15 protein-coding genes are annotated in these 23445 nt (G+C 49.3%); 5 read left to right on the top strand and 10 right to left on the bottom strand.

The window, feature by feature from the left end:
* Positions 1 to 31 precede the first annotated feature (31 nt).
* Both BC792_RS08075 and BC792_RS08070 read right to left on the bottom strand, forming a co-directional pair.
* Positions 32 to 1843, bottom strand: coding sequence for an MSCRAMM family protein (locus BC792_RS08075; RefSeq protein ID WP_148908484.1), 1812 nt, complete (start codon positions 1841 to 1843; stop codon positions 32 to 34).
* A 57-nt stretch (positions 1844 to 1900) separates the two neighbouring features.
* Positions 1901 to 3370, bottom strand: coding sequence for a glycoside hydrolase family 76 protein (locus BC792_RS08070; protein WP_148908483.1), 1470 nt, complete (start codon positions 3368 to 3370; stop codon positions 1901 to 1903).
* A 489-nt stretch (positions 3371 to 3859) separates the two neighbouring features.
* On the opposite strand from BC792_RS08070, the gene BC792_RS08065 reads away from it, so the two are divergent.
* The gene (locus tag BC792_RS08065) at positions 3860 to 6352 is read left to right on the top strand and encodes a Kelch repeat-containing protein (protein WP_148908482.1); all 2493 of its coding nucleotides are present in this window, start codon (positions 3860 to 3862) and stop codon (positions 6350 to 6352) included.
* 150 nt (positions 6353 to 6502) lie between these two features.
* On the opposite strand, the gene BC792_RS08060 is transcribed toward BC792_RS08065, so the two are convergent.
* The 4 genes from BC792_RS08060 to BC792_RS08045 form a co-directional block, all read right to left on the bottom strand.
* Complete coding sequence (locus BC792_RS08060) at positions 6503 to 8218, bottom strand: GMC oxidoreductase (protein ID WP_148908481.1); 1716 nt, start codon at positions 8216 to 8218, stop codon at positions 6503 to 6505.
* 1 nt (position 8219) lies between these two features.
* Complete coding sequence (locus tag BC792_RS08055) at positions 8220 to 8699, bottom strand: gluconate 2-dehydrogenase subunit 3 family protein (RefSeq protein WP_148908480.1); 480 nt, start codon at positions 8697 to 8699, stop codon at positions 8220 to 8222.
* 49 nt (positions 8700 to 8748) lie between these two features.
* Positions 8749 to 9411 (bottom strand): HAD family hydrolase, encoded by a 663-nt coding sequence (locus BC792_RS08050; RefSeq protein ID WP_148908479.1) that lies wholly within the window; start codon positions 9409 to 9411, stop codon positions 8749 to 8751.
* 81 nt (positions 9412 to 9492) lie between these two features.
* Positions 9493 to 10122, bottom strand: a complete 630-nt coding sequence (locus BC792_RS08045) for a DUF6266 family protein (protein ID WP_148908478.1) — start codon at positions 10120 to 10122, stop codon at positions 9493 to 9495.
* A 527-nt stretch (positions 10123 to 10649) separates the two neighbouring features.
* On the opposite strand from BC792_RS08045, the gene BC792_RS08040 reads away from it, so the two are divergent.
* The 4 genes from BC792_RS08040 (at position 10650) to BC792_RS08025 (ending at position 15136) form a co-directional block, all read left to right on the top strand.
* A complete protein-coding gene (locus BC792_RS08040; RefSeq protein ID WP_148908477.1) occupies positions 10650 to 11261 on the top strand; it encodes a fumarylacetoacetate hydrolase family protein in 612 nt (203 codons plus the stop codon).
* Positions 11262 to 11303: 42 nt separating this feature from the next.
* The gene (locus tag BC792_RS08035) at positions 11304 to 13028 is read left to right on the top strand and encodes a M23 family metallopeptidase (protein ID WP_148908476.1); all 1725 of its coding nucleotides are present in this window, start codon (positions 11304 to 11306) and stop codon (positions 13026 to 13028) included.
* Positions 13029 to 13118: 90 nt separating this feature from the next.
* Complete coding sequence (gene bcp, locus BC792_RS08030) at positions 13119 to 13589, top strand: thioredoxin-dependent thiol peroxidase (RefSeq protein ID WP_148908475.1); 471 nt, start codon at positions 13119 to 13121, stop codon at positions 13587 to 13589.
* Between the two features lie 77 nt (positions 13590 to 13666).
* Positions 13667 to 15136 carry a glycine--tRNA ligase gene (locus BC792_RS08025; protein WP_148908474.1) on the top strand — a complete coding sequence of 490 codons (1470 nt, stop codon included), beginning with the start codon at positions 13667 to 13669 and terminating at the stop codon, positions 15134 to 15136.
* 307 nt (positions 15137 to 15443) lie between these two features.
* On the opposite strand, the gene BC792_RS08020 is transcribed toward BC792_RS08025, so the two are convergent.
* The 4 genes from BC792_RS08020 to BC792_RS08005 all read right to left on the bottom strand — a co-directional run bounded on the left by BC792_RS08020 (position 15444) and on the right by BC792_RS08005 (position 23443).
* Positions 15444 to 16925 carry a hypothetical protein gene (locus tag BC792_RS08020; protein ID WP_148908473.1) on the bottom strand — a complete coding sequence of 494 codons (1482 nt, stop codon included), beginning with the start codon at positions 16923 to 16925 and terminating at the stop codon, positions 15444 to 15446.
* A 163-nt stretch (positions 16926 to 17088) separates the two neighbouring features.
* Complete coding sequence (locus tag BC792_RS08015) at positions 17089 to 19788, bottom strand: M14 family metallopeptidase (protein WP_148908472.1); 2700 nt, start codon at positions 19786 to 19788, stop codon at positions 17089 to 17091.
* 94 nt (positions 19789 to 19882) lie between these two features.
* Entirely contained in the window at positions 19883 to 21070 is a 1188-nt protein-coding gene (locus tag BC792_RS08010; protein ID WP_148908471.1) for a DUF4369 domain-containing protein, read from the bottom strand.
* 42 nt (positions 21071 to 21112) lie between these two features.
* The gene (locus tag BC792_RS08005) at positions 21113 to 23443 is read right to left on the bottom strand and encodes a glycoside hydrolase family 95 protein (RefSeq protein ID WP_148908470.1); all 2331 of its coding nucleotides are present in this window, start codon (positions 23441 to 23443) and stop codon (positions 21113 to 21115) included.
* Positions 23444 to 23445: the final 2 nt, after the last annotated feature.

Below are 23445 nucleotides of genomic sequence, written 5' to 3'. Positions count from 1 at the left end.
CAGCGCGGTTGTATCTGTTAAGCTTATTTGATTAATCCAGTCTAATTTGGTGTATCACCAACTTGTTCTCTCCGGTATTTGCTTCGCCATTGTATACGCCAAGTGCTAACGTCACATCGGAACCGTTGAATGCGGATAGGTCGTACGTAAATAAAGCGTATCCCTCCGGATTGTTGGCTCCCCCGTCACCATGCTTGAATCTCCAACAGCCATCGCTCGCAGGCGATGCTTCCTGCGCAGTATTTGAGATGGGCGAAAGATGGGTAACTGTTCCATCGTTCTTGATTGCAGTCAATTTAAAATAGGTGAAGTTGCTTCCGAAATTACGGGTACTAAAAGTCAGCCTGTTGCTTCCTGATGCAACGGAGAATTTAGCATAGAGATAGGCCTCCGGCACCTTGGTATCCACCTCTGGCGTATTCCGCGTCTTGATGATATATCCTTCGGAAGGAAATACTTCCGGGTCCTTTTTCAGCGGCATGAACATCCACCGGGCGGCAACGTGATCCACGTTCCTCCAAGAGCGATAAGCATCAACATAGTTGTCGCGGTTGCCACTTATTGGACTGATACCGGTAAACGATTTTTTCGTGTGAGGCATGGTAGATCTAACAGTTTCGTGAGAAAGTTTCCAGCCATCGATAACTTCCGCGCCGGGAAGCCAATCCCAATTCTCCACTTTTCGATCCGCAAATCGGATTGCTCGCAAAACAAGTTGCTTCCAATAATCGCCAGTCGATTGCCTATATATACCGATGGCTATGATAACTTCCTTGCCTACATAAGCGCTTAGGTCGAAGTCAAAATCTGCGTAACTCCCAGATCCATAGGTACGGGTTTCGCCTACTTTCTCCGCTTTCGGCTGGGGGGCGTTCAGATCGATCACCTGTACACCGAAATAGGCTGGTGCCGAGGCATCTGCATTATGGGTTTGAAGCCTTAGTGACAGAATCTTATTATCATCCGTAATCAATTTACTGCCATAGACGAAAGAATCGAAGACGTCCATATCAGCGGGGTTGTTTCGGTCTTCCCCGTTGTTTCGGATCTGCAAGGTGGTTCCTTCGTTCTGTTCCTGCCATGCACCTCTAAAGTCTAACGTGCTCATGTAATTACATGCCCAATCCCAATGCGGATAGGCATCCGCATTCCGCCCTCCGCGATACTCATTATAATACCACTTTTCGGCACTCCTCAAGTCGATAGCTGTTAATCCAGGCAGGAGCTCTTCACTTCCCATCTGAATATCCAGCGTAGCAACACCATCGACAAAATCATCCGGCACTACCGTTCTCACGATAGAAACATATCCAGCCTTCGTAAATGTGACCGTGTAATTATTTTCAATCAGGTTAGGAATGACAAAAGTTCCATCTGCGTCAGTCGTGGCGGTTCCACCAACCATGCCAATGGACACGGTTACGCCCGAAAGTGGCTCTCCTGCCTGAAGCGCATCGGTCACCGTTCCTACGATCCGTGCAGAAGCGCTGATCATATCTACACTAATGGTAGCTACCCCATCATCATCAAAATCGGCAGCCGTGACCGTCAGGCCGACAGCCATCCAGCCATCCTTTTCGAAAGTTACCGCGTGTGTCTTATACGTCACGTTGTCAAAAGAATATGTTCCGTCGCTTCCGCTGGTCGTCACCTCATCTTCTTCGTTAATACCAGAAAGAGTCACTGTCACGCCGGAGATAGGGTCGCCATGGGCATCGGTCACCGTTCCCCTCACAGTTCCCCGCTGAATATCCGTAACATCGCGGCTCTTTTCGCAGCCAAAATGTAAGATGAACATCAACGCCCCAAGCGTTACATAAAATACATTTTTCAAGTTCTTCATTGGATTTTAAATTTCATTCATTTTCAATTAGGTTCTTCGTTATATGGCGTTGAGCGACTACAGCCCCCCGGGCAGTTCGTGCTTGGCTAAAATCGCGTACTGTGCCGCGTAGGCAAACATGAACATGCCTTCGACGCCCTGCTTTTCCTTGTCTTCCGCCCACCCCTTCAACAGGTTTGTAGGAAGGAAGCCGTTATGGTTGAAGTGAGCAAAGCCATAATCTAGATTCTTTTGGAAGGCATTCAGGTAGACTGCCGGTTCCCCGAATGCGGCCGCGTCATGATACCCCCGTAGAAGGATTCCGTTAAACCAGTTCTTGAAACCGTCCGTACCGAAGCTGTAGTATTCCGGAATATCTCTCCCCAGCGAGGCGAACTGCGCAAAGCTCGCTCTAGCGAGACTACGGCCATCTTCCAGATATTTGTCATCGCCTGTGGCACGGTAAAGGTCTGCTGCGCCCGATAACATTGTTCCGCTATTATACGTATAGGCCTGCCCGACGGCCCGGCTCAAAGCGGTGTTCGCCCGGTAACGCACACCATTCACCTCTTCATAGCGAACGTCGCAATTCGGGACGCAGCCCCCCATCATATCCGCATACACGCCTTCGGCATTGAGCAGCATACTTTGCTGCCACCCGTAGATACTGCGCGCATAGTCCAGATAATATTGTTGCTTTGTCACGTATCGGCTGCGGCGTGTCCGGCCGTCTTTTTCATCCACGAAGCGGTGTTCTATTTCATCAGGCTTTCCTTTATAGATTTCATGGAGCCACACCAGCGGACTGATTAGCGGCCCGTTGCTGCAAGCGTGCTTGGTCGTATATCCCGGCCCCCAAGGAATACCACCATTCTCCTTTCCATTTTCATCGCGCGTCACATCCCATCCGTCAAGGACATAGGCCGTCAGGTATTCCGCTTTGTTCAGGTATTCCGCTTTCCCCGTCAGCTTATAAGAGTCCAATAGCTCTCTAATCAGCCACATCTGGTCGTCATAAACGTTTAAAACGCCCTTCACGTTTGCCTGTCCCTTTTCTTTTACCCGGTCTACCGCATACACCGACCAGGTTCTGGTCTGTGTAAACGAAACCAGTTCAAACGTACCTAAGTAATAGTCGGCATTCGCGTAAAGTTTGTCCAATAAGTCTACATATCGCGCATAATGCAGGTCGTAAAGACGACTATGGCCCGACTCCTTTGCCTGCTTAAGCCCTGACAGGACGGCGTTCACGGCCTCGATCCCCGCGGTGTACATCCAAACAGAAGCACGCTCCTCCGACTTAACGTTGGTAAAGGGGTTGTAAAAGCGACGCATCTCGAACGTGGTAGGATCAAAATAATGGCTGATGGTTACATCGATCAGGTTTATAGAGCGCTCCAGGTTCTGGACAGCCAGGCTCGGCGGATTATTTCCCGTCCCGTTAAGCCCCGGCCGCGACGGATACGCCGCGCATCCAGCGCAAAGTACAGTCGTGGCAGCCACGATCAGCAGCACCGAACAATAAATGGTAGTAGCAAAAATCTTCATTTCAAAAGATTGTTTAATCAGATTTATAACACAGTATTTTTAATTGGTGAAATACGTTATGACGCGGATTTCGGGAACAAAATAGAAACAGGGGGATTAAAACGTGGGTTAAAAAACCGCTTTTAACCTAAAAAAAAAATGTTAACCCCGCATATTGTGGGTCTTCCTCCGGTGGATTTCACCTTTGCGTAGTAAAGGTGTTCCATAGATTTGCTTTGTCATGGAGAACCGCTCGAACCATCCGTCGAGCGCCTGTACTAGCTCTTCGACAGGCCCAGCGTAGCATTGTCAGGCAGCGCCTGTCGAAGCCCGGGAGGAATACACCATTTTCCAGCGGGAATTTGGTCGTGCACCCCGCACTAAATCGTTTTGTCTTATATTTATTATCTTTGTCATAAAGTTACGTTGGAAAAAGCCTAAATGAGATTGATCGTCCGAAACATGCACAGATTCCGAGTGAGATGCTCCTTCCTTGCCGTTATTACTTTGATGGTATTCCTTATCTCTTCGGAATACGTTTCCGGTCAGGGCATTCAGTTTACGGGAGGCAACCGTCCGATTGAGCAGCGGACTTCGGCCGATTTTTTCCCAAAAAACGCTACGCAATTCCGCGGGCATTTCACCCTCACCTTCGACCTCCAGCTCCCCAACGATGACAGCGGCGGATACATTGTAAGGATTCAGGAAAAACAACAACGTCCGATTTTCAATTTATACTATAACGAGGAAGATGACCATGCCTTGTTCCTGTTAAACGAGGAAGGAAAAACAAGTCTCATCAGCGCGCGTATTCCGCTTCAGCATCTCAAAGACAGACACTGGTTTCCGGTACGCGTCATGTTTGATCTACAGAAGGGACAGGTCGCACTGCAAATCGCCGACCAGCCGGAGCAGACGGCCCCAGCCTCCCTGCAGTCGCCCTATGCCCCCCGTGTCACATTTGGGAGAAGCGATTATATGATTGATGTTCCCTCGTTTTCACTCCGCAATTTCCAGATTGGCAACCTCGAAAAAAAAATCATCTTTCCACTACGCGAAAGCGCAGGTAACAAGCTACACAATGCTTCCGGCGAGGTTATGGGAAAGGTGACAAATGGAACGTGGCTGCTAAATCACGCCTACCATTGGCAAAAGCATGTTTCCATGTATTCTTCGAGTCCTGCAGCGTCCGAGTACGACCCGAAACGGAAGTCAATCTACTACATTAACGGCGATTCTCTGCAGATTTACCAGGTGCAGACTGGGCAGAAACGCTCCATACGGTTTCAGACGCCCTGCCCGATGAAATTCAAATTAGGCAATAGCTTCATCGACCCACAGGAGGATAGGCTCTACGTTTATGAAACTTTTTATGTTACGCCTTATGAGGGCCCTACTGTAGCGAGCTTGGATCTTCAGAATTTCACCTGGCGGGCAGAAAGCGACGACTATCCCCATCGGGAACTGAACCACCACGCCTCCCATTTTTTACCGGATTACCGTAAACTGCTCGTGTTTGGCGGATTCGGAAATACCGTCTACAGCAACGATCTTCGGTTTTACGATCTGAAAAGCAAACGCTGGTCGATGCCGACAGGTTTGCGGGGCGATCCGATTCTTCCGCGTTACTTCACGTCCATAGGCCGATCGGGCATAGATGGTAAACTATACATCTTCGGCGGGATGGGCAACGAATCCGGTCAACATATTGTCGGACGACAGTACTTTTATGACCTGTATACGATAGATCCTGAAACGGGACATTCCAAAAAACTATGGGATCTCCAATGGGAAGAAAACCTTTTTGTACCCGCACGGGGGCTAGTTATACCGGACACGACGTGGCTATATATGCTTGGCTATCCCGAGCATCTCACGCACTCGCACATTAAGTTGCGGCGGTTCTCCATCCGGGACGGCAAGCACGAAGAGCTCGGCGATTCCATTCCTATTTATTCAGACCGGATTAGTACACGTGCCAGGCTATATTTCGACGCCCATCTCGGGAAACTAATCGCCTTAGTACAAGAGTCCGACGACGACGTTCGGTCCAAACTCACCATATACAGTCTCGACTTTCCAGCTATCAACGAGGCACAGCTGCATGCTTTCCCGACCAAGCGCGGAAGAACCGTCTTGCCTTATGTCGCGGCCGTCATTGCACTCTGCGTCGGCAGTTTGTTATATACACGCTACCGCGGTCGCTACAAGACGCGCACGTTACCCGTATCACCATTGTCCGATGAACCCGACGGCACCGAAGCGCTGCAGCCTGCTACAGCGCCACACATCAACCGTATCTACCTTTTCGGCGACTTCACCGTAGTGGACAAACAGGGCATGGATATTTCCCACCTGTTCAGCACCCGGTTACAGCAGGTGTTCTGTCTGATACTATTCCAGAGCGATGCCGCAGGTATAAGTTCCAACCTGCTCAGCCACCTTCTTTGGCCAGATAAACCCAAAGACAAAGTCAAAGCTTCCCGGGGGGTGGCCATCAATAGTTTACGAAAGGTGCTTAGCGAGTTAGATGGGATAGAGATAATTTACGAAGACGGCCACTACCGTGCGGTGGTCGGATCGGCCTGTTATTGCGACTATCAATACCTAAAAGAGCAGCTGGCGGCCGGCATGGATATCCTTTCCGATGAAATCTTAGCCGTACTGGAGCGGGGCGAGTTCTTATTGGGTATGGATGATCCGATCTTTGATAAGATCAAAAACAGGACAGAAAGCATGCTGATCGGTGCCTTTCAGGAGTCGATGGCCCAGAGCCGTGAACAGAAGAACTGGATCAGGCTGTTTCGCGCAGCTACGATGCTCCTTGCGGTAGATCCGGCGAACGAGCCTGCCCTGGAAAACGGTCTCTACGCATTAGCCAGAGGCCATATGGAACAGCGGCCGACAGACTTCTACAAACGGTTTAGCGACAACTACTGTCGTTTGATGGGTGAAGAATATAATCGTTCGTTTGAGGAGGTATGGCGACAGGCTTCGCGGTAGAGCAGCACACGGACTCCACCACAGATCCATGTGCGAATCCGGTCGTACGGCGGTATCTGCCGCGCTGTCGCGGACGGTCCAACTGCGCTCAGCATAACAGCCGGTAGATTCCATGGACGCTACCGGCTCGTTTATCTCAATACCGCCATCCTAAATATTTCCTTTTTTCATTTCCTTCACAGCGTAGTCGACTGAACGCGCCGAGAAAGCCATATAAGTTAAAGAAGGATTCTGTGTCGAAGTAGATGTCATCGACGCCCCATCCGTTACAAAGACGTTCGGCACGGCGTGCATCTGATTCCACTTGTTCAGCATAGACGTCTTCGGGTCGTTCCCCATGCGGACGCCCCCCATTTCATGAATATCCAATCCTGGTGCCTGCCAGCGATCGTCCCGGCGGATATTCGTGAATCCTGCTTCCTGGAACATCTCTTCTAACGTATCCAGATAGTCTTTTTTCATTTTTTCATCATTATCGTCGTAGTCGATATGAACTTTCAATAGCGGCATACCCCAGTCGTCCTTCTGCTGTGCATCCAGAGCGACATAATTGGATGCCTTCGGGATAGTTTCGCCCATCATGTGGGAGCCAACGCCCCAATTACCGAGCTGCGGATTGAGGAGAGAGTTTTTCAGATCATCGCCGAATCCGGATCGGTCAGCATGCGAAGAACGCCAGGCACTAAACCCCGCAGCATATCCCCTCAGGAAATCCGTCTCTTGCCTATGCAGGTTTCGGAACCGCGGAATATAGCCTCCGCCCGCAGGGTTTCTTCCGACTGTTTTAAAGTCTAGCAGGCCTTCATACTCGCCATATATCCTTGCGCTATAATTGTGAAAGGCTACATATTTTCCTAATGTTCCGCTATCGTTACCTAGGCCATTCGGAAACCTGTCCGAGCGGGAGTTCAGTAAAATCAGGTTGGTATTGATCGCCGCCGCATTGACAAATATAAGTTTAGCATAAAAGTCGATTTCCTCCTTCGTATTTCGATCAATGACCTTGACACCGATCGCGCGTCCTTTATCGCCATCGTAAAGGATGGAATGAACCACGGCGTCGGGTCGCAACGTCATATTTCCTGTCTTGGCTGCCCACGGCAGTGTCGAGGCGTTCGAGCTGAAATAACCTCCAAAAGGACAACCCCGTTGGCACAGGGTGCGGTTCTGACATTGTGTCCGTCCTTGCTGAATATGAATCGGCTGAGGCTTGGAAATATGCGCGCACCGGGCTGCTATCACCTTTCGGGAGGAATATTTGGCTTCTACTTTCTGCTTAAAGTATTTCTCTACAACATTTAATGGATAAGCCGGCAGGAATTCGCCATCCGGCAGCTCGGGTAAGCCATCGCGGTCGCCTGAAATCCCGGCAAAACGCTCTACATAATCATACCAAGGTTTCAGATCGGCATAACGAATCGGCCAATCGACAGCAAAGCCATCGCGCAGGGGCCCCTCAAAGTCGAAGTCCGACCAGCGCTGGGTCTGTCTGGCCCACAACAAGGATTTGCCCCCGACCTGATATCCGCGGATCCAATCAAAAGGCTTCTCCTGTATATAAGGATGTTCCTTGTCCTTTACGAAAAAGTGCGCCGCGTCTTCGTGAAATGCGTAACAGCGGCTGACAATAGGATTCTCCTCCCTGACCTTATAGGGCATTTCATTCCGGTGCTCGAATTCCCACGGATACAGGTTTGTCGTCGGATAATCTTTCACATGCTGCACGTCGCGGCCTCTTTCCAATACCAAGGTTTTTAATCCGCGCTCTGCCAGCTCCTTTGCCGACCACCCGCCGCTTATTCCCGAGCCGATGACAATCGCATCGTACGTTCTATCTTTTCGTGAGTCAATATTTATATTCGCCATACTATGCTTCCACTTTTACCGCGCCATCGTACCGGCCGGGCACCAGTTCGTAAACCAATTTATTCTTCATGACGTACTCGGAGTTGAGATACCCTTGTATCGTACGCTGCTTCAATATATTCAAAAAAACATCGTCCTTATCCAGCGCGCTTAGGTAGGCAACACGATCTTCCATCGGCTTGTCCGACAGTCCAGACGCCTTGCTCAGCCCCTGCAGGAACAACTCCTGATCTTCCGGGCTATGGCAGTCATCTACCATTTTCATCACAAAAAGATGGATATTTAATTCTTTTGCGCCAGGGCTGTCCGTCTTGGGAATAATCGCGTCTACGAGGTCCGACAGTAATGCCTCATCTCCCGCGGTAAACTTTACGTTGTTTAGGGCAATGGACGCTGTATTGGTGTTTGTCGAGCAGGATGTTGCAATCATCATCCCTCCCGCCAGGACAAACAGCTGTTTGATGGCCGATCTTCTATCCATAGATGTGTGGTGTTAAGGGCTCTAAGTTAAAAAAATTATATGGAACATGCTAAGGCAGGGACGGCAACAGCAGTTCCCGCACCTCCTGAAGGCCCGGCAATAGGATCGGGGCCTCAACCAGCTTCCGTCGCTCCGCAGCCTGCCTTGTAACGGCAATGCATGTTAAACCAGCCCCTTGGGCCGACGTAAAGCCCGTTGATGTATCCTCGATAGCTACCACCTGCTCCTTAGGAAGACCCAACAGCGTTGTAGCCAAAACATAGGGTTCGGGGTCCGGCTTCGGACGGGAGACTTTTTCGCGCGTTACAAAAAATTCAAAATAGGACAGCAACCCGTGGTGTCCCAGGACCGTGTCCACCGTGGTCCGGAAACTGGACGTGACCAACGCTATCCGCTTTCCCGCAGCCTGCAATTCATCTAAAATTTCGGCTGCGTAGGGCATCAGCGCTATGTTAGTCATATCTGATTTAGCATACGCTGCTCTGGTCTCCTTCCACATGAATTCATCAGTCGTTTCAATTCCCCACTTCTCGCTTAGAAAGCGTACGTTGTCCACCAACGTGTGTCCCGCAAAATACTCGATCCAGTCGTCATAACTGATCTCCAACCCAAAATACTGCGCCAGAATGGGCTTCCAGTTACTATAATAAAAATGTTCGGAGTCTATTAGTGTTCCGTCTAAATCAAATAATACGGCCTGAATATTTTTCATCCCATAAATGTAAGCGTATTCGCCGACACAAGAACGAACATCGCCTATTTTTTTACAAACCAGGCCATCTGCAAGGTGGCACTAAAAACACCCCAGATACACGGAATCGGAAAGCTCATCGATCAACATATCGTGATAGCCAGCATAGACATGTAGCGGCCTTGCGTTCTCCCATCCCCGCTGAAGCTCTACAGCACAAGTTCCAGTTCCTGCACGCAAAGTTACACTGTACATATCGGCACAGGTTTCCAGGTCGTATACAATCAGAACGAGGTTCTGCCCGATATACCCGATTTTATCTGCAAATTCCAAGTTGATCGTATTGCCAGCTCTTTTAACACCGGTCACCACAGGAGGTTGAAGTGTACCCCGCATAACAAGAACCTTTTCTGGATTTACATAAGGAACATTTCCGGGGCCATAGTCGATGGCATGTTTAAATGTGTACGACTGCGCCGTCTGAAAAGGTCCTACCCGGCTTCCCGGGGGGGCCAAATGCCGGTATCCAAATGCGATAAAGGGCTTCAGCGGACGGAGGAAACCCGATACGGCTGTCATCCGCTGTCGGTTTATAAGAGCTAGCGGCGTGGGCTTCCGCTTTTTCCTGTTGGGCAGGCTTCTGATGATCGCCTGTCCATTAAGTTCATAACCCACCACATTTCCTACCTTTCCGGAAAAGGAGCCATGGACTCCATCTTTTAATACTGCCATAGTTTAGAAAATTTATAATCGGTACATGATCGACCCTTAGTCGACTTAAAGTTAAGCATAAAGGAGCTTATAATGAAAGATAGTAGAGAGAAAATAGAGTCTTTATTGAGGTTTACCTCTATAAACCCTCTATCAACCCTCTATTATATCTTTAGTAACCCTCTAGAACACTGGTCGCATTTCCGCTTCGGCCTGCCGGCAGTTCCGCGTCGCTTGGATTGGCCCTGTAGATTTAGTAAGTTTGTTACACGTAGATGAAACGTCCGCCGTCGGCGCGATCTGCTTCCCAACAGCCAACCTATCGCATGATACGCGTGTACCTGCGAGGCAAAAAGCAATGAACCGACAAAATGGGTTCATCCGACATTTTGGAGGCCGTCAGGTGCAGGTCGGACTACGACAAGGTCCAGACGAAGAGGGGGCAGCTGATGCTGTCAGCGATAAAATTATATTACAGATGATGAATAACCGAGTGGAACGAACTCATCTATACGATAAAAATTAAACACTTATAGATAATATAATAAATGAAAATAATTGCAGTAGGTAGAAACTATATCGATCACGCCAAAGAACTCAACAATCCGGTACCTTCGACCCCCGTTATCTTTATGAAGCCGGATACGGCCGTACTAAAAGACAATAAAGATTTTTATTATCCGGAGTTCTCCAACGATATCCACTACGAGGTAGAAGTGGTTCTCCGCATCTGCAACGAGGGGAAGCACGTGTCGCAGAAATTTGCGCACAAGTACTACGACGCCGTGGGTCTGGGAATTGATTTTACCGCAAGGGATATCCAGGCGCAACATAAAGAAAAGGGGCTGCCGTGGGAGCTGGCCAAGTCATTCGACCATTCTGCAGTCGTCAGCCCGCTTATTCCTAAAGAAGAACTGGGCGACCTGAAAGACATGGCCTTTTCACTGCAAAAAAATGGAGATGTGGTACAATCGGGGAACACAAAGGACATGATCTTTGATTTTGACACACTCATCGCCTTTATCTCGAAGTATATTACGTTACGGAAAGGCGACCTAATTTACACGGGCACGCCAGTAGGCGTAGGTCCTATTGCCATAGGCGATAAGTTTGATGGTTTTATCGGGGAGCGGCACCTATTTAGCTGTGCTATTAAGTAGGCTACATGCTCTTGATGCTCCCGCATGAAAAAGAAAAATATCATGAAAAAATCCGGTTTGCTTTTAGCGTACTTGAGTGCGATGATGATGACGGTCCACGCGCAGAAGGCGGATATTATTACGACCCGTTCTTATCCACAAGGCTACTTTAGGAACCCGCTGAATATCGCCATGGATGCATCCGGCACCTTTGGCGAGCTGCGCTCTACCCATTTTCACGCAGGCGACGACTACCGCACACAGCAGCGTATCGGTCTTCCGCTCCATGCGGCTGCCGAGGGTTATGTCTCGCGCGTCAGGGTGCAAATTGGCGGAGGTGGAAACTCGGTCTACATAGATCATCCCAATGGGTATACCTCGGTGTACCTCCACATGGACGTGTTCAACGACGCCCTTACCCAGATCGTCCGGGCCGAGCAGTATAAGCAGCAGCGGTTTGATGTGGACATTATGGTCGAGCCTAACCGTGTCCCCCTCTCGAAGGGGCAATATATTGGTAACGCAGGAAACACCGGAGGATCTGCAGGACCGCACCTACACTTCGAAATAAGGGACACAAAAACGCAACGTCCGTTGAATCCGCAGCTTTTCGGGCTGCGTTTTCCCGATCGGTTCAACCCCACGATCAGCGGCATCGTCGTGTACGACCTCAACGACAGCGTGTTCAACGAACATACACCTCGACGCCCCATAGCTGCACGTGCCCTGCAAAGTGGCCGCTATGCCCTCAGCGCCGCCGGTCCGATCGCCGTCAGCGGTAAGTTTGGTCTCGGTATCAACACCATCGACCGTCACCGCGCCGGAGGCTTCCAGAACGGGGTTTACTCGATTGAATTGTTTGTCGACGGACAGCCTATAACGACTGCGCTGTTCGAAGAGCTCGATTTCAACACCAGCCGGGCGATCCACTCATATATAGATTATCCACACTGGAAAAAGACAAAGGCGAAAGTACAAAAGAGCTTTAAGGATCCCGGCAACCCGATTGAGCTTTTTAAAACACTGAACAACGGCGGGGTCATCAGCCTGCCCGAAGAAAAAATATACGACGTGAAATATGTCGTTAAAGACGTGCAGGGCAACTGCAGTGAGCTTAACTTCCAGATCAAAAACACATCCGGTGCCCCCGCCGTACCTGTAAAGCGGTACGGTGTTGCCCTGTTTAAATACGATCGGGAAAATAAATACGAAACGAGCGACCTACGGCTGGAGCTCCCAAGCGGTGTGTTATATAGCGACCTCGACTTCGAATACACCACAGCCGCGCAACCATCGGGCGGCTACTCTTTAATACACCGCGTCCATAATACGCTGACGCCCCTGTTCTCCGCATATACGCTGCGCATTAAACCAACGGATCTACCCGACCACTTACAACCGAAGGCGTTGATAGCATCAGCCGAAAACGGGTCGGAAGGCGGAAAGTTTGAAGATGGGTGGGTAAGCGTTAACACCCGCAATTTTGGAAGCTTTTATGTCGCTGTCGATACGATAGCACCAACGATTACGCCACGCAATCTGAGCCCCGGCAAAAATGTTTCGGCGCAACGTACAATAGATTTTACGATACGCGACAACTTTTCGGGCATCCAATCCTTTAACGGCTATATTGACGGTCAGTGGGTGTTAATGGAATACGATTCCAAAAACCGGCACGTATGGCATCGCTTCGACTCCGCGCTGCCCAAGGGCAACCACACCTTTAAATTGGTCGTTACAGACTGGAAGGATAATGAGAAAGTATATGAAGCGAAGTTTGTAAAGTAGTGGATAGTTAATGAGGCTAGAATAGCTAATATATCCATCTAGCTTTTCCAACTACTAATCACCGACAATTAAACACTGACAACTAAAAAAATGACTACACTACAAATAGGCGATAAAGCCCCGGCAATCGAAGCGAGAAATCAACATGGCGAAATCATCCGATTGTCTGATTTTAAGGGGAGAAAGGTGATCCTCTACTTTTACCCTAAAGACAACACCCCGGGCTGTACCACAGAAGCCTGCAATTTTAGGGACAATTACCAATCGTTGATAGATGAGGGCTTCGAAGTGATCGGCGTCAGCATAGACAGTGAGCAGTCGCACCAGAAGTTCATCGCCAAATTTGAGCTTCCTTTCAATCTACTGGCAGATGAAGACAAAAAGATAGTAACCGACTACGGCGTATGGGTTGAAAAGAACATGTATGGCAAGAAATACATGGGCACGGCCCGGACAACATTTGTCATCAACGAAGAGGGATTTATCGACCACATTATCAAGAAAGTGGATAACAAAAATGCGTCTCAGCAGATCCGGAACCTTGTGGGGACCAAGAACTGAGATGAGAGACATGAGACGCACAACATCTATAATCTATTGTCTAATAATCTAACATCTAATTTTTATATTTGCCTCTTATGAGTAAGCAAACGGACGATTTTTTCAAAAACATTATATCACATGCCAAGGAATACGGTTTTGTATTTCCTTCGAGTGAGATCTATGACGGTCTGAGCGCCGTATATGATTACGGTCAATTGGGATCCGAATTGAAGAACAACCTAAAGACCTATTGGTGGAAATCCATGGTGCAACTGAACGAGAATATTGTGGGCATCGATGCCGCCATATTTATGCACCCTACGACGTGGAAGGCATCTGGGCATGTTGACGGGTTTAACGATCCGATGATCGACAATAAGGATTCCAAAAAGCGGTACCGTGCTGACCAGCTGATCGAGGATAAAATCGACCGCTACGCGAAAGACGGAAAGACTGATAAAGCTGAGCAGCTGCAAAAAGAGCTGGATGACGCGTTAAATGCGGATGATCTGGCCCGTTTAAAGGCCATCATCGAGGAACATAACATTGTATGTCCGATATCAGGCACCAAAAACTGGACGGAGGTTCGTCAGTTTAACCTCATGTTTGCCACGCAGATGGGAGCCATGGCGGATGGCGCTGAGCAAGTGTACCTACGGCCAGAGACAGCGCAAGGAATATTTGTCAACTTTCTGAACGTTCAGAAAACGGGAAGGATGAAGATTCCTTTTGGTATTGCGCAGATTGGTAAAGCATTCCGCAACGAAGTAATTGCACGACAGTTTATCATGCGGATGCGCGAATTTGAGCAGATGGAAATGCAATTTTTCGTCCGCCCCGGTTCGGAACTTGAGTGGTATACAAGATGGAAAGAAACGCGTCTGAAATGGCACTTGGCATTGGGAGCAGACCCTGCGAAATACCGTTATCACGACCATGCAAAGCTTGCACACTATGCAAACGCCGCCGTGGATATCGAATATGAATTTCCATTCGGGTTTAAAGAAGTGGAAGGCATCCATTCCCGTACAGACTTCGACTTGAAGCAGCATCAGGAATATTCGAAGAAGAAGATGCAATATTTTGACCCGGAAATCAATCAAAACTACATTCCTTACGTCATCGAGACGTCCATCGGTCTGGACCGCCTTTTCCTGACGGTATTGGCTAACTCTCTGGTACAGGAAGATCTGTCCACACCAGAAAAACAGGATTCCCGCGTTGTATTGAAATTCCATCCGGCTATCGCCCCTGTCAAAGCCGCTGTCCTTCCTTTAACAAAAAAAGATGGACTGCCGGACAAAGCCAGGGAGATAATGGCCAAATTAAAGTTGGACTTCAACCTGCAGTACGATGAGAAAGACGCTATCGGAAAACGCTATCGCCGTCAGGACGCCATAGGTACGCCTTTCTGTATTACCGTCGACTACCAAACGTTGGACGACGATACCGTGACCATACGTCATCGGGACAGCATGGAACAGGAACGTGTGCCGGCGGCAGAACTCGGCAGAATCATTGCCGACCTCGTGAGCTGGAACAACCTTTTAGAGAAACTGATATAAGTCCCATTGAAGGATAACCATATAGGTAGGGTGTCCCAAAAGGGCTCCCTACTTTTTATCAAAAAATTTTGAAAGCGGGCGGAAGCGTCTGCTAACAGGCGGCAAGGCACAACCTATCCTTCTGCTCGCACTAGCAGCGACATCCCCACGAAGTTGATCTTGCATTTCGACATGGGCAATATAGGTTTCCCAATACGGGTAAACAAAGTGGAAATGCATCCTTCGACTCCGCTCAGGATGACATTTCCGATTATTCGCCCAACGGTATTTCGACTACATCAGTTTCTAAGAGCCGCCCTTTCCATGCTCACTCAAATTCTACAATCTGGCTTCCATCCCATGTTTCGTTCAACCGAACTTGGAATCCAGCGTTTAGATGGGCCGCATCGAGCAGCTTGCCCCGAAAGACGAGCTGAACGTTGTTGGGAATAGCGCTGTCCACGGTAAACGACCGTAATAATATCCCTTCCCCATCGTAGGCTTCTACAAGATAGGATATCGGCAGCGCCACCTCGCGACCGCCCAAAAACTGGTGAAACACAAACTCTTTCCCTCCCTCATCGAAGTGCCGGTGTACGACGATCTCTGTCATATCTTGTATGGGATTAGCCATCATCGGGTTAAAGGGTGCATAAAAGACCGGTTCGCGCTGCCGCTTTACAACCAGCTTTTCTACACGGGATAGATCCCGGCTATCGGTAAACTCAAACTTAATCTCACTATAGTAGCGCTTCAAGATGACGTCGAGCTGCATGTCTTTCGAGACGGCAAAGGTATCCAGCACGCCATATATTTTTGCTTGGTGGTTGGCAAATACGTTGGCGAGGTAATAGCTGTCGGCAGCAACCTCTCCCGGTATAAGTAGTGTCGCATCGGAGATATTGGCTGCAAACGATGCCACATATTCGCCTTCCGGCAGCGACACCGTAAAATCGGTCAGGCCGTCGTCGTTGATGTCTGTTGCTCCGGCCATAACACACGTTTTTGTCTCCACATCAAAGATATGATAGTGCAACCGCCTTATCGACGAACCTGACGACACCTGCGCAGCACCATATAATCTAAAGTTGTCAACTTTTGTGACGCCCGTCGTCTCACGGTAATCTCCGGCCGTCCCTCTCGATCCGGCTTTAGGTATCAATTTTATGTATAAGGGCTTCGTGAGGTCCAGCGACAGGCCTGACAGGTCATAGCTGAATGCATTTCTTGACTGCGGCGTGTTGGTATTGGAGAACTGATTGTCTTCGGCAAGAATCCGATAGTCTGTTCCGTCCTGTGTCCACCACAGCGCGAAGCTCTTAGGCCCGGTTCCGGAGGAACTGATGTCGAACGCTAATGTTTGTACATCCCGTACATTGTTAAGAGGCATTTTGATGATGAGTTCTGTCAGCCCCGTCATGGACAAGGCGCTTCCCGCCGCGTAATCTTCATATCTCCAGCCCGAACTGAAGCCCATAGGCGGGCTGCCGCCATTATACGTTATCGACGAGCCCGTAGTTGGATAAAGGTCAGGCAGTAATGTTTCCGCATTGAAGGACCAATAATAGATCAATCCTTCCCGGACATTCTCCGTCGAGGCAGTTGTCGCCCTCGTATTCGCTGAAGCACGTTGAGCGGCGCGCGTTTGTAAAGGTGTTAAGATCTGTTCAAATTCCTTGAATTTGAATCCCACGGTGTAGCTTTCTCTACCATCATCCGGGAATACGGCATCTTTTTTACAGGAACTAGCATAAAATAGGATGAATAAAAAAGAAACACTACACCGAACAATGTTCGTTAGTTTTTTCATATTATTCAGACCAAGTTTTAATCGGCTACCCAAAGATAATAAAAAAAAACAAACAATTTAACCTTTAGGAAAAAATATTTTCCTAAAGGTTCTTTGCTATACAAAACTGTATGCTACGGATCGCGGCGAAATGTTAATTCCACGTGAAGGTATGTTATCAACGTTATTTATATAACTGATTGAACACCATTTTAAAGGTCGCATGGCTTTGTCCGCGGTTGGTAACCTCGGGGCCGATGGCGATCACTTTTCCTTTTCCCAACATGCCTACCAAGCCGATACTCACACCGTTCAAATAATGCTGCCCATGTGCCCAGCCGCTTAAAAGAGGCTTATCAGAGGGGATTGTCCCCAAGGAGTAAAGATTGTCTGACGGCTGAAACCGAAATACGGGGCTGTTGTTGAAAACGATGTTCAGTTCGCTATCCAGCCCGTAGTTCTCTGCCTTTGCGGGATCGACTTCAGCGCGCAGGATACTTGTGGGAACATAGTATTTCGTGCTCGGGATGTTTACCCGTTTACCGTCTCTTCCCTCTTCGGTTAAGGGATTTTCTACAGGAAAGCCCAAATGATATACGAGGTCGGAGGAAGCTCCAACTGTTAGAATACGTCCGCCTTGCTCTACAAAGCGTTTCAAAGCGGGAATAGATTTTTCGACTGTCACGGCCCCTAGCATGTGGCGGTACTGCGGAGGCACTAGATGCTCTTCCACCTGCCCCCTGGTTCGTTGCACGCCATGCGGAGGTATGCCGGGACCGACGAATACCAAAATATCGTACTTTTTCAGACGGTCTTCGTCGATGTCCTTTGGATAGAACAGTTCATAATTAAATCCGTACTGCTCCAATATCCATCTGGTCCAGCCGGAAGGCATACTTCCGCCATAATAATCAAACAAACCGATTTTGAGCGGCTGCAGGGCCTGCAGCCGGGCCGGCTTTTTCCCCGCCGCGCTGATGGTCAACCCGAGCTGACGGCCAAAATCGGCGATCTTTGTACTTTCCCGGGCCTCCACGAAGAAGTCCTTGGTATCCAGGTCGCGGAATACGTTGACCCCTGATTGCAGCAATCGGTTGACCGCAATAAAAGCGTCGTTCGCCTTTCCGTTAATCAGATATCCCACCTTTGACCGCGGAACCTCCCGCTGAAGCGGCTCGATGAGCACGCCATATTCCTGCTTCCGGAATGGCCCGTCGAAGTCATCAAGAATCCGGTCATACTTCACACCCATCTGTAGCGCGAGGGTCCAGCCCGCAGCATCATAGGGACGCACCGGAGGCCCTCCTGGATATTCCACATCATGAGGGTGGTCCTGTGGCTCGAACATATCCAGTACCTGTGGCCTGAACGCCTGATTGGTTCGGACAATAATGGACCCCTTGGGATAGTTTTTCCCGTTGACGCTAAAATCGGCCGAGGCCTGATATACGTATACGCCCGATTTTATCAGGGCGTTAACAAACTTTACGGCTGTCCCAAAGTCTTCCTGGTCAGCTGGTAGAATGTAGCCTCTGGGATCCCGGAACGATTTGTCTGTAAAAACTGCTTCGTAATAATCTGTCGGAATGATCTTCGCGCGATAATAGGAATTATTTTGTATTGCCTTTATCTTTCCCGCCTCAATATCGGCAGCGTACGCCTTTTCGATATGTTGTATATATTTCGGATACTTCGTCCACGTGTCGGTGTTTCCTTTATCAATCGCATTCTTGCCCATCTTGTAAAAGTTATACAGGAGTTTATCGCCGTTCCGTGCGGCGTAGTCCAGAATGGCGAGATTGAGCGACACTGAGTAATCTATCGATTTACGGAAGTTCCACTTTTGGGGGGCTACCGGAAACGGCAGGCCGTTGCGGGGAACTTGCCGTTCGGCCACCAGCGGAATTTCTGACGGTGTGGGGCTGCCGGTAATCTCTGTCAGTATGCCGATCATATTATGAAAATAGGGCGCTGTCCGCAGGCCTCCATTCCACCATGTGGAGAAGCCGGATTGATCCATACGGACATAGCCCGGCTTTCCTTCTTCGTTGAGCCTGTTAATCATGGCAAACCCCACGCCGTCGATGCCGGTGACGAGCAGCGGGTCAAACACGTGGTTAAACGGATCGCGATAGGGAGGCCCGGCGACCACCGTCCCATCCGGCGACGTCTGGTGATGGTTGTAAACTATCTGCGGCAACCAATCTACATACATGACCTTCGCAAGGTTCGACGCTTCCTTCATGTTAAACATAAAAAAATCGCGGTTATTATCATGCCCGACATACTTCTGATACAGTCGGGGAATGGACATATTCCGCTTTTCCTTTTCCGGATACTGCATATACCAGTCTGCAAGCAGATCCTGACCGTCGGGGTTTACATGCCACATGAGGACGACCACCTTGTCGAGATAATTCTGCACTTCGGGATCCCGGCGGCTTACCAGTTGATAGAATGTCTCAATCAGCTGGTGTGATCCGACCATCTCATTCGAGTGCATCCCTCCATCTATCCAGACGATAGGCTTTCCTTCTACTGAAAGGGCCCTGGCCTGCTCTTCGGCCAGACCTTCGGCCCGGCCCAGCCGTTGAGAGATACTCCGATATTTTTCAATATTTTTAAGGTTGTCCGGAGAGGAGATAATCATTAAATATTGCTGACGTCCCTCTTCGGTCGTTCCCGCCTCCTTAATTAAAACCCTATCGGATTCTTTGGCAACCTTCAGGAAATATCCTTCCATCTGCCTATAGTTGGCCAGCATATAATCTTCGCCGATATCGAACCCGAAGTGTGCTTTTGGCGTGGTTATCTCCTGCGCCTCGCCTACATAGAATTGGCTTAGAAGCAAGGCGACAAGAATAGATTTTATTTTTTTCTTCATTGATTATCGCTTGTTTTTTTAACTTGTTTCCCGACTTTTAAAATCCATTAGAAGGGCTTGCTGCACAGCTAAGCAGAAATGAAAGCAGAGTTGGTTAATTGCTCCTGGATAGGTACCCTTTCAGGGCTTGCTCTAATTTACCGTCCAAGGGAAATTTGAAATCGTGGTCAATGACAGTGCGGTCGGCCGCCTTCACGAGCATATAATGTGGTAACGTCCTCACGCCGTAGTTTGTCGCTATAAAATCCTGATCGGTAGCGTTCAGCCTATAGTTAAATTCGCCCAGTCGCAGAGCGTCGCTAGCCTTTGTCCAGGAGTCATAGTTTTTGTCCCACGTCAGATAAACGGGCGTTATATGCATTTGCGATAGCGCATCTGCCTTTCGTCTGATCATAATAATATCATCTTTGGAGGCGCCATTCCAAGCTCCCCAAAATACGAGAAGCAGCGTCCCCCTGTCTTTGAAAGCTTCGAGTTTAAGACTGTCCCCAGCGGGATTACGCGGACTGATAGCGGGAAAGTCGGGCATGTCCTCATAAAATTGGCGGACAGCTGTTACTTTCCTGGCTACCTGCCTATATAAAGATATTTCCTTCAAGCTATCCGGCACACGCTTTAGCATATCGTCGTAATAACTATAATTTTCGCGTCGGATGTTATCTTCTTTTATCAAAAAGAGCTTAAAGGCAGGTCCTACCTTTCCGTCTTCTAGAAATTCCTGCTTGAGCTTTTCCCGATAGCCGCTGCGTTCTTCTCCCAGAAGAAGCGACTTTTCGACAGCAGCCTGGTATGTCTTCGGGTTGTCCATCTCCCGTTGCAGAGCAGCGGAACGTCTTCGGAAGTCTTCATTTTTTGATTCCAGTAGCTTCTCATAGCGGAGATAGTCATTCATTACCGGAGAAGAGGACGTGATCCGCCCCGACTGTAGCCGCCCATCGCTGTCGACCGTCCCCGTGAACGCATAGGTAGCACCATTTTCTAAATACACTTTAAACACCTCTTGCTGGACAACGAGATTATAAAAGTTAGGCTCAGCCAGCTCTCCTTCGATTACAAACGCTCCTCCGTTGACATATCCGGAAAGTAACGGCTGCATGGTGTTTTCATCCGTATTGATATAAACTTTGGTACGATCAGGCAATGCCGCCGTGCCTGAAAGTGAAATCTTAATCGAATGGGGAACGTAAACGGTATCTTGTGCTGTACCCGACTGTTGCCCCGTCTGCCGACAGCCCGTCAGTAACCAACCAATAGTAAAAAGGAGTAATAAGTACTTATGCATAGTAGGTTATTTTTCCTAAAATAGAAAAAATAGACGTTTTTTCTATATCTTTTTTATTATCCTTTCCCCGTTAACTACCAGTGTAACACTGTCGGGGCTTGTACCGTACACGTTGTAATCAACCACCTTTCCATCCTTCCAGCGGATGTCAACTGTATAATTTCCACGTGCTTTCAGCCCTCTCACTTCGCCTTCTGACCACGCCCGCGGCAGTGCGGGAAGTAGATGTATATAGCCGTCATGCGACTGGATCAGCATTTCCGCAATCCCCGCAGAACCTCCGAAGTTGCCGTCGATCTGGAATGGTGGATGTGCACAGAACAGGTTTGGATATGTCCCAGCCCCGTCCCCGTGGTATGTTGTTGCGTCGGTGATAGCGGGCTTCAGCAGCTGACGTAAGATTTCCAGCGCGTGGTCGCCGTCGTGCAGGCGTGCCCAGAAAAGCACCTTCCATGCACGGGACCAACCTGTTCCTTCGTCGCCCCGTACAGCCAATGTTTTCTTTGCCGCTTCCGCCCAGTCTGGCGTACTGATGGGAGAGATGAAATGTGCCGGATAAAGACCGTATAAATGAGAAACGTGCCGATGTGTCGGTTCGACCTCTTCATAGTCGTCCAGCCATTCCATTACGCGCCCCGAGCTGCTAACGACCACAGGTGGCGGAATCTGCTTTAGCTCTGCGGCCAGCGTATCAGCAAACGGGTCTCCCTGTTGCAATATTTTATCAGCTTTAATGACCGCTTCGTAAAGCTCGCGTACAATTTGATTATCGATGGTGGGGCCCATAACAACGGCCGCCGTTTTGCCGTTTGGCATACGGAAGGCATTCTCCGGCGATACCGATGGGGCCGTAACCTTCCACCCCGTTTTGGGATCGTTGACCATCGTCGCATGATAGAAGGTTGCCGCTCCTTTTAAAATTGGATATATCTCCGCGAGATAGGCTGTGTCGTTTGTAAACTGGTAATGCTCCCAGAGGTGGTTACACAGCCATCCCGACGCTGTGCTGGCCCCCCAAGATGCCTGCTCACCCGGTGCCGTATATCCCCATACGTTGGTCATCATATACACCACCCATCCCGGCGCATTATAATAAGCTTTCGCAGTCCTTTCGCCTTCTCTTGCAATACGTTTGATCATTTCAATAAATGGCCTATGGTATTCGGGCAGATTGCTTACTTCCACTCCCCAATGATTCATCTGGGCATTGATATTGAGGTGATAGTCCCCATTCCACGGGGTTTGGATTTGATGTGCCCACAGTCCCTGCAAATTTGGAGGGAGTGCATTCTTCGTCTGCGGAGCAGCACTGGAAATGCTGAGGTAACGTCCGAACTGATAGTACAGCACGGCCATTGCATTGTCGCGGGAAGGATCTTCGAAGAAACGCCGGATGCGGCGGTCCGTCGGGATACGACTGTTGTCTTCTTTGTCGGGAATCGTTAACGACACGCGGTTAAAGAACTCTCCGAACCGTTGAACATGACGTTTAAACAGGGTATCATAGTTTTCGTCCGATGCGCTATTGAGGGCGTTCTCCACCGCCAGCTGCGCATCGTGTCCATAATAATCGGTAGACGCAGCGAAGAAAATCAGCACCTCGTCAGCTCCTTTGACGACGACCTGATTGTCATGTACCATACGGGTACCGCCCTTAGGAACGATCTTCACCTGACCGGCGAACTGTAGCCCTTTGCCGCCCCGCCCGTCGGGGAGGGCGCCGCTCCAGGTAATCCGCGCATCCGATACGTGCATGTCGTCAATGTGTTCATCCCGATAAAAGTGTGTTGCAAAGCTAATCTTTCCTTTTTTATTGGCGGAAAGTCTGATCACGCCTACATTTTTATCGAACGACGTAAAATACTGCCGGAGGTAACGGACATTATTAGCCGTAAACGAAGTTGTCGCGGCAGCCTGCGTTAAGTCAAGACTCCGGCGATAGTCTGTCGCCTCTCCCGCTATCGTATGAAGGAGGTTCAGGTGACCGAAATTCTGATAGCAGCCATACGGCACGTTCGCGCCTCTGCCCTGCCCTGATCCTTCGCCCCGGCAGATGAAATTGGCGTTGACTAAGGCCTCGGCCTTATCATTGTGACCGGCAAACAGCAGTCGCTGTATCTCGCCTACACTATGGTATGCATTGTAATTGTTCGGATCCTGCGGGCTCCCTGACCACATGGAAATTTCGTTGGTGACGATCGATTCGTCGTGCACTTTGCCGTCGGGCATCATACCGATTAAGCCATTACCGAGGGGTAAGGTCTCTTCCCAGCGGGCAGCAGGTTTGTCGTACCACATGGTGAGATCTTGTGCAGTCAGGCCACCTAAGGGCAAGGAGAGGAAAATCAGCAGTCTGGCAATTCTCGTTTTCATCG

This window comes from Sphingobacterium allocomposti (genome assembly GCF_008124885.1).
GTDB classification, from domain to species: Bacteria; Bacteroidota; Bacteroidia; order Sphingobacteriales; family Sphingobacteriaceae; genus Sphingobacterium; species Sphingobacterium allocomposti.
The sequence above is the reverse complement of the archived record's forward strand: the minus strand, read 5'-3'. Positions and strand labels throughout refer to the sequence as shown.